At 59.2% G+C, this 8,267-nt stretch carries 8 protein-coding genes; 1 reads left to right on the top strand and 7 read right to left on the bottom strand.

Annotated elements, in window-relative coordinates:
- From DQG18_RS15070 to DQG18_RS15055, 4 genes are all read right to left on the bottom strand, one after another.
- Positions 1 to 586, bottom strand: a 586-nt coding sequence (locus DQG18_RS15070; RefSeq protein ID WP_484237538.1) for a Rossmann-fold NAD(P)-binding domain-containing protein, incomplete at its 3' end; no start/stop codon positions are given.
- A gap of 92 nt (positions 587 to 678) precedes the next feature.
- Positions 679 to 1,482: an ABC transporter ATP-binding protein gene (locus tag DQG18_RS15065; RefSeq protein ID WP_116655073.1), complete on the bottom strand. Its 804-nt coding sequence runs from the start codon at positions 1,480 to 1,482 to the stop codon at positions 679 to 681.
- A 52-nt stretch (positions 1,483 to 1,534) separates the two neighbouring features.
- Positions 1,535 to 2,377: an ABC transporter permease gene (locus DQG18_RS15060; protein WP_116655072.1), complete on the bottom strand. Its 843-nt coding sequence runs from the start codon at positions 2,375 to 2,377 to the stop codon at positions 1,535 to 1,537.
- A 5-nt stretch (positions 2,378 to 2,382) separates the two neighbouring features.
- On the bottom strand, positions 2,383 to 3,441 hold the full coding sequence (locus DQG18_RS15055; protein ID WP_245958495.1) for an ABC transporter substrate-binding protein: 1,059 nt from the start codon (positions 3,439 to 3,441) through the stop codon (positions 2,383 to 2,385).
- Between the two features lie 450 nt (positions 3,442 to 3,891).
- Here DQG18_RS15055 and DQG18_RS15050 point away from each other — a divergent pair, with 450 nt between their 5' ends.
- Complete coding sequence (locus DQG18_RS15050) at positions 3,892 to 4,317, top strand: GlcG/HbpS family heme-binding protein (RefSeq protein WP_116655071.1); 426 nt, start codon at positions 3,892 to 3,894, stop codon at positions 4,315 to 4,317.
- Positions 4,318 to 4,635: 318 nt separating this feature from the next.
- Here DQG18_RS15050 and iolB read toward each other — a convergent pair whose 3' ends face one another.
- The 3 genes from iolB to iolD form a co-directional block, all read right to left on the bottom strand.
- Positions 4,636 to 5,430 (bottom strand): 5-deoxy-glucuronate isomerase, encoded by a 795-nt coding sequence (iolB, locus tag DQG18_RS15045; protein WP_116655070.1) that lies wholly within the window; start codon positions 5,428 to 5,430, stop codon positions 4,636 to 4,638.
- Between the two features lie 8 nt (positions 5,431 to 5,438).
- Entirely contained in the window at positions 5,439 to 6,332 is an 894-nt protein-coding gene (gene iolE / locus DQG18_RS15040) for a myo-inosose-2 dehydratase (RefSeq protein WP_116655069.1), read from the bottom strand.
- A gap of 61 nt (positions 6,333 to 6,393) precedes the next feature.
- Positions 6,394 to 8,238: a 3D-(3,5/4)-trihydroxycyclohexane-1,2-dione acylhydrolase (decyclizing) gene (iolD, locus tag DQG18_RS15035; RefSeq protein ID WP_116655068.1), complete on the bottom strand. Its 1,845-nt coding sequence runs from the start codon at positions 8,236 to 8,238 to the stop codon at positions 6,394 to 6,396.
- Between the last annotated feature and the right edge of the window lie 29 nt (positions 8,239 to 8,267).

The following is an 8,267-nucleotide window of genomic DNA, read 5'->3' as shown; positions in this document are numbered from 1 at the left end:
CGGTGGCCGAAACCGCAGCCCCCAGCCGCCTTGCGGTGGCGATCGCCTGCAGCCCCGCAACGCCAGCGCCCATCACGAACACTTTGGCCGCGCGCACCGTGCCCGCCGCCGTCATCATCATCGGCAGCGCCCGGTCAAACGCACCGGCGGCATCGATCACCGCCTGATAGCCCGCAAGGTTGGCCTGCGAGGACAAAACGTCCATCACCTGCGCGCGCGTGATGCGCGGCATCAGTTCCATGGCAAAGGCTTGCAGCCCCGCCTTGGCCAGTGCCCCGAGCGCGGCCTCGTTGCCATAAGGGTCCATGATCGCCAGAACCAGCGCGCCCTTGTTGACACCCGCCAGCGCCCCAGCGTCAGGCCGCCGCACCGCCAGCACCACGTCCGCGCCCTTGAGCGCCGCCGCTGCCGTCGCCGCAATCTCGGCCCCCGCGTTCTTGTAAAGCGTATCGGGAATCCGCGAGCCTTCACCCGCGCCCTTTTCGACGCTCACAAAAGCCCCAAGCCCGATCAGCTTGGTGATGCTCTCCGGCGTCGCCGCAACGCGGGACTCGTGTTCAGGCTCGCGTAAGATGGCTATCTGCATATCAAGCCCCCTGAAAATTGGGCACACACTTCCAGAACAGCCACCCATGGAGTGGCCGGCTGGATGTTTGCCTGGATGGTTCGGTCTGTGCGTTAATGGGCGACCAGAATGCCCTTGGCCTCGAAAATCTCGCGGATCTGGCGCACATATCCGTGGAAGATCGGGTCCTCGTGGACGCGACTCCATTGCCGCGGACGCGGCATGTCGACCTTGAGGTCGAGATCGATCCGGCCAGGACGCGGTGACATAACAATCACCCGGTCTGCAAGAAACACCGCTTCATCGATACCGTGGGTGATGAACAGGACCGTATTGCCCAAGCGCACCCACATGGTCTGCAGATCCATGATCATCTGCTCGCGGGTCAACGCATCCAAAGCGCCGAAGGGCTCGTCCATAAGCAACAGGCCCGGCTCCTGGATAAGAGCACGGCAGATCGCAACACGCTGGCGCATGCCGCCCGAAAGCTCAGAGGGGTATTTTTTCCCGAAACCGGCAAGACCGACCTGTTTGAGCAGTTCTTCGGCTTTGGCCGCGTATTTCTTGACATCCAAACCCTTGATTTCGATGGGCAACAGAATGTTTTCGATAACCGTTCGCCAGTAGAGGAGCAGATCGGACTGAAATACCACACCGATCTTGGAATGGGGTTTGGCAACGCGCTCGCTGTCGATGGTGATCTGGCCATCCGATATGGGCGTCAGACCTGCCAAAAGCGAGAGCAATGTACTCTTGCCGCAGCCGCTCGGGCCGACCACCGCAACGAAACTTCCGCGCTCAATCTTGAGATCGATGGCATCGAGCGCCAGAACATCCTCACTCTCACGGGTGTGATAGATCTTGGTGAGCTGCGCGATATCAACTTCGGCGCCGATTGTAGGCGAAACTGCGCTCATTGGATGCTCCCATTCTCAACTTCAACAAAAGATTTCCGACAGGCGCTGGGGATCATTTTGCCGAATCCCGCTTATAGGCGACCTTGCTCTCGATAAAATCGAGGATGAAATAAAGACTCACGCCCAAGGCTGAAATCGCAACGACGCTCGCAAAGTTCAGTGTCGTATCGAACAGCGAGTTCGCCTGAAGCTGAAGATAGCCCAATCCGCGCTCGGCGGCGACATATTCGCCGATTACCGCACCGATAACCGACAGCGAGATCGCGACCTTGAACCCGCCGAAAATATTGGGCAGAGCCGCGGGAAGCCGGACCTTGAAGAAGGTCTGCATCTCGTTCGCGCCCATCGAGCGCACAAGGTTTACCAGATTCTTGTCGAGCGACTGCAGCCCCACCACCGTCGAGATGACAATGGGGAAAAGGGCAATCAAGAAGGCAAGAGTGATCTTTGGCGCCCAGCCATAGCCCAGATAGAGAACCAGGATGGGAGCCAGCGCAACTTTCGGAATGGTCTGAAGAGCGACCAGCAGCGGATAGACCGCCTTTTCGAAAGCGCGCGAATAGAAGATCAGAAGGGAGAGGGGGATGCCGATGGCAACCCCCATTCCGAAGCCTGCCAACACTTCAAAAAGCGTGATGTAACCATGACTGGCCAGGAGAGGAAGTTCATTGGCGATGCGTGTTGCAATCGCGAGAGGCGTGGGCAGTATGAATTCAGACAGACCTGAAAGGGGAACCGCAATCTGCCAGACCGCAAGCAAAGCCACGGCAAGGAACAGGGCGGAGAACCGCTCGGTCAACTGCTGCAACCTGAATTTGCGCTTAGCCTTTATGGTGTTTTTTCCCCGCTCGGTCTGCACCGCTACACTCCCTGAAAAACCTGAAACCCTGGCCATGCATGCTACTCCGCAAGAAGTGAGTTGGAATAGAAATTGTCCAAGGCTCTCAATTCCCCGACGTTATCCGTGCTGGAAATAAGCTCCAGCGCGTCGGCGATCGCAGCTTCCTCGATCCAGCCATAAGGATGGCCATCAATCTGGATGATTGAATCCGAGGTGGCCACGATCTGCTCACGCTGGACCGCCTCGGAGGGCCCGCCCGACCAGACGGACATCAGGGACTGCGTGGCTGCGTCAGGATCTGCTTTGGTCAGTTCGATCGCTTCATTTGTTGCCTCGATGAACCGATGCAATGCATCAGCATTGTTTTCCAATGCATCATCGCTCACCACGGCTGCAAGTCCGGGTACAGAAAGGCCATACTCGGCAAGATCGAGGGTGGGAAATTCGTGACCAACCCTGTCAACGAGAACGGGAAGGTCGTTAGTTTGATAGACGCTGACCACGTCCACCTGCTTTTGCATAAACTGGGGCACGCGCGAGCCGGCGTCCATCTGAATCTTGTTGATCGAACCGCAGTCGATGTCGTTCATCAGACAGAACGCATCGAGATAGGATGTTCCCGTTTCACCCACGGCGTGAGCGATGGATTTCCCTTCCAGATCAGCCGGCACGTTGACAGGATTATCCTCATGAGAAATCAGGACAATCGGCGCCGCAGGTTGATACAGGGCCACCAACTTTACCGGCATGCCCTGCTGGATAGCCGAAATGGCGAAGATACCGGGAAGAACGACCACGTCTTCCTGGCCTTGCAGAAGTGCACCCAGCGCGGCCTGGGCACCAGCACCCTCACCAAAGCTTACGTTGAGATCGCGCTCCTCATAAACTCCTTCTTGCTGGCCGTGGTAGAAAAACCCGTATTCCCCCTTCAGCTTCCAGCTAAACCGGACATTGATGTCATCGGCAGCAATCGCCGGAGCACCGGCAATAAGGGCGACCATCGCGGCCGTGGAAAAAAGCGTGACGAGACGTTTTGTTTTTGAGCTGTGCATATCATCCTCCCGATGCGTCAGCGACTGTGTGTTGCCCTCGCCGCGCTCCCAGCCGGACAACACCATCCGACACACGGTTCTAATTCTTGATCTCATACTGTGATCACATTTTTCGATTGTCAAGCTCTTAAGCGATGAAGGGACAACAGTAGTCGCTATGGAGGCGGACCGAGGAGACAGGCAGGAACGCCAACAGATGCTCTCATGCCCTGGTATGATTATCCACAGGTTGCGGCTGGCGCTTGAGGAATACCCCTCTCCTCGGGCATTTTGGCAACGGTCGTTGCGAGAGCGCAAAATCCGATCATCCGGTGGAATCGCCGTTAGCCGGTCAACCCCCATGGGGCGGGTATCATCGACCGATGCACGGCAAGCCCAACTGTCGGCAGTGGCGAGTTCGGGACCGCATAATCCGAGACGGAAATTCCATATGGTGGAAACATTCGCGAAAACATATGCGCGGGAACGGCAAGCTGTGTTCATTTCCGCGTCGAGCCAACCCGAGGAGAAAAGCGCATGCAAACCATTAGGCGCATTGATATCGAAGATGCCCGTATCCTTCTGAAGGGCGCAGCGGACAAAGCGAACGAAATCGACGTGCCGATGTGCATCGCCATCACCGATGATGGGGGCAATCTTATTGCATTCGAGCGGATGATAGGCGGCAAGATCACCAGCATCACCATTGCCATCGACAAGGCATACACGGCGGCCGCAGCCAAAAAGGCAACCCATGAATATGGTCAGGCCAGCCAGCCCGGCAACCCTGCCTATGGGATTAATTCAGCACTCGGGGGACGACTGATGGTCGTGGCTGGAGGGCTCCCGATCGTCGTCGCCGGTGAAGTCGTGGGAGGAATCGGGCTGAGTTCGGGCACGCCCGATCAGGACAGAATCTGCGCACAAGCAGGCATCGACGCCTTTATGAAGCTCCAAGATTAGGGTCCTCAACGGTAGAGTTTTGAGTAGCCCCCGGATTTCTGGACGCCTTCTTCCCCAGATCCGAGGCAAGAAGACCAAGATGGGATCTGGCGATTTCAGTGTCGTGTTCAAGCGCGATGCCGCCGCACGGATTACCGAGCGGGGACCCCCCGTTGCGAAACGATTTTACCTAGATCATTTCAGGTCTTGATTGAACCGGCACAGAGCGGCGCGTTTTGAAGGATCGCGCTGGATTTCGGGAACGGGTCCCGGAATGACATTGGTGCCTTTGGCCGATACCTGCCCTATTCCCACTACATCATCGCCTGGAAGGCGCGCTCACCCGAGCAGCCATTCATGGGCTTTCTCGTTGTGGAATTTCCATGTGCGCTTCGGGCCCGCCATAACGTTGAGATAGTAGAGATCATAACCATGGATCGCCGCGCAAGGGTGGTATCCCTTGGGAACGAGAGTAGTGACGCCGTCCTCGAGCAGCATTACCTCATCGAGCGACCTGTCATCGGTATAGACCCGCTGAAAGCCATAGCCCTGCGGGGGATTGAGCCGATGATAATAGGTTTCCTCGAGATAGGATTCGTTCGGGAGATCGTCCTGATCGTGCTTGTGCGGGGGGTACGAGGAGGTATGCCCGCCGGGCGTGATGACCTCGACAACGAGCAGGGCATCCGCCGTCGGGTCCGTCTCGGGCAGAATGTTGGTGACATGGCGCACATTGGTGCCCTTGCCGCGTGTTTCCTGGCTCATCGTCTCCGGCGCAATCAGCTTGACCTTTTTTTGGGAAAGGGCAGGCGCAGAGCAGATCGCAAGCTCGATATCGGTGACGGCCGTTACCGCCCAATCGGACTGTCCCGGCACATAAACCGCAGCGGGCTTGCCCTCGAAGGGGCTCATTCTCTCGCCGACCCGGCCAAACTGTTCGCCGCCCGCAGAAATCTCCGCCGTGCCCGATACCAGAACGAGGCAGACTTCCCGATCCCCGGTCGCAGCCTTCGTGCTTTCACCGGCCCTTAGCTTCTGCACCTCGAATCCCACATAGGTCCATCCGGCGCTTTGCGGCGTCACCGCGATGACGGTGCCGGTTTCGCCCTGAGGTTTGACGAGCAATCTGGACATGGGTCTTCCTACCGTTCGATTGTGAAGCCGGCCGCCGTGAGGGTCCTGTTCAGATAGTCGTATCCCTTGGTGGCATAAGTGAGGGGGTGGGCCTTTTGAGGGTCCTGCTCCGCTTCCACGACGAACCAACCTTCATAGCCTTCCAGTTCCGCGAATACGGCGGGGAAATCGACATGGCCGTCGCCGGGCACTGTATAGACGCCTGCCAGAACCGATTTGAGGAAGCTCCAATCCCCGGAATTGGATTGCAGCATAATGTCGGCACGAACGTCTTTGGTATGTACGTGGGCGATGCGCCGCCGGTGATTGCGGGCAACGCGCGCGGGGTTTCCGCCGCCCCATGCCACATGCCCCGTATCGAGCAGCAGGTGCACGGCATCGCCGGTCGAGGCCATCAGCCGATCGATCTCGGCCTCGGTCTGCACGATCGATCCCATATGATGGTGATAGACCAGCGTCAGCCCGTATTGCTGCTTGAGCCTGTTTGCAAAGGCGGTCAGCCGCATCCCGAAGCGCGCCCAAACATCGTGTGGCAGGATGGGGCGGGCGGAGAGCGGTGTATCCATCTGCCCGTGGATCGCATTCGACGTCTCGCACACGATCATCACCTTGCAGCCGAGATCGCGTAGCAGGCTCGCATGGGAGTCGGCTGCTAAAATCTCGGCGTTTTCATCCCGAAGCAAAAGTTCGGAGGAATACCATCCCGAAACGAGGCTGTGCCCATAAGCTTCGAGGATGGGGCGCAAGGCGTCGGCCTGGCGCGGGAACTTGTTGCCCAGTTCCATGCCGGTGAAACCGGCCTGCCGCGCTTCGGCCAGACAGGTTTCGAGCGGGGTATCGCCGCCGATCTCGATCATGTCATCATTAGACCATCCGATTGGATTTGCGCCGATCCGGATCATTTATGCTTCATTCCTGTGTCTGAGTGGAAAGGCTTGCGCGCGAAAATCATTCACAGATGATCTATCCGATTTTCTGCGCCTTGAGCATGTCTTCGTATTCGGCCCGCCTGGCGCGCACTTCGGGCCGGTCCGAAACCTCCGGAACCGCCACATCCCACCAGTGCCCACCCGCTTCCGTGGTGACCAGCGGGTCCGTATCGATGACGATCACGCTGGTTTGCACGCGCTCGCGGGCCGCGGCCAGCGCGGTTTCCAATTCGGCGATACCGGCCACCTTTTCGGTATGGGCGCCCATGGATCGCGCATGCAGGACGAAATCGATATCGGGCATGATCTCGTGATGCGTATCCTTGAGCAAATTGTTGAAGTTGGCACCACCGGTGCCCATCTGCAGGCGGTTGATGCAGCCATAGCCTCGGTTGTCCAGCAGGACAACGGTGAGCTTCTGGCCCATCATCACGGCCGTGGAGAGCTCGGAGTTGAGCATCATGTAACTGCCGTCTCCGACCATGACGACAACCTCGTCTCCGGGCCGCGCCAGCTTGACTCCCAGACCGCCGGCAATCTCGTAGCCCATGCACGAGTACCCATATTCCAGATGGTAGTTTCCGGGCTTTTCCGCCTGCCAGAGCTTATGCAACTCGCCGGGAAGCCCTCCTGCCGCACATACGACGACCGCATCGCCAATCGCGCGCTGCACGGCGCCGATCACCTGTGCATCGGAAGGCAGTTCGGCATTGGTCGCCGCCGTCGCCTTTGCAGCCTCGACCATCCAGTCAGACTTGCCAGCAGATGCAGCCGCTCGCCAGCTTTGAGGTGCGCGCCAGCCTTCGAGCGCAGCATCAAGGGCGACAAGACCTGCTTTTGCATCCGCGACGAGCGGCAGCGCATTATGCTTGGCCGCATCCGCCCCCACGACGTTGAGGGCGACGAACCTGACCTCGTCGTTTCTGAACAAGGCCCACGAGCCGGTGGTGAAGTCCTGCAGTCGCGTACCGACCGCAAGAACGAGGTCCGCCTCCTCGGCGAGCCGGTTCGAGGCGCTGGTGCCCGTCACCCCGACCGACCCCATATTGAGCGGGTGGGAATGGGGCAGCGCGGATTTCCCCGCCTGCGTTTCGAGCACAGGGATGCCATGCGCCTCGACAAACTGGCGCAGTGTGTCATAGGCCTGCGAATAGAGTACGCCGCCGCCCGCGATGAGCACCGGCTTTTGCGCCGAACGAATGGCCTCCGCAGCCGTTGCAAGTTCGTCTTCATCGGGGCGCACCCGGCGCGGGCTCCAAAGAGTTCTCGCAAAGAACGAGACGGGATAGTCATAGGCCTCGGCCTGCGTATCCTGGCAAAGCGCCAGGGTAACCGGGCCACTCTCGGCCGGGTCGGTGAGCACCTGCATCGCGCGGCGCAGCGCGGGAATGATCTGTTCGGGCCGGGTGATACGATCAAAATAGCGCGAAACCGGTCTGAATGCGTCGTTGGCAGACACCGTGCCATCCGCAAAGTCTTCGACCTGCTGCAGCACGGGATCCGGGCGGCGGTTGGCAAAGACGTCGCCGGGTAGAAACAATACCGGCAGGCGATTGACATGGGCCAGCGCGGCAGCGGTCACCATATTGGTCGCGCCGGGACCGATGGAAGTCGTGCAGGCCATCATCCGGCGCCGGAAGCTCGCCTTGGCGAAGGCAATGGCCGCATGGGCCATGCCCTGCTCGTTATGCGCGCGATAGGTGGGCAGCACGTCGCGGACGGCATAAAGCGCCTCGCCCATGCCCGCGACATTGCCATGTCCGAAAATCGCCCAGACGCCCCCAAAAAGCGGGACCGTCTCGCCATCTATCCGGGTATCCTGTGCTGCAAGAAACCGCGCGACGGCCTGGGCCATGGTCAGTCTGATCGTTTCAGTCATCGCGGCGTCCTTTCCTCGTGACAAGGGAT

Source organism: Pelagibacterium sediminicola, assembly GCF_003390885.1.
GTDB lineage: Bacteria > Pseudomonadota > Alphaproteobacteria > Rhizobiales > Devosiaceae > Pelagibacterium > Pelagibacterium sediminicola.
The sequence above is the reverse complement of the archived record's forward strand: the minus strand, read 5'-3'. Positions and strand labels throughout refer to the sequence as shown.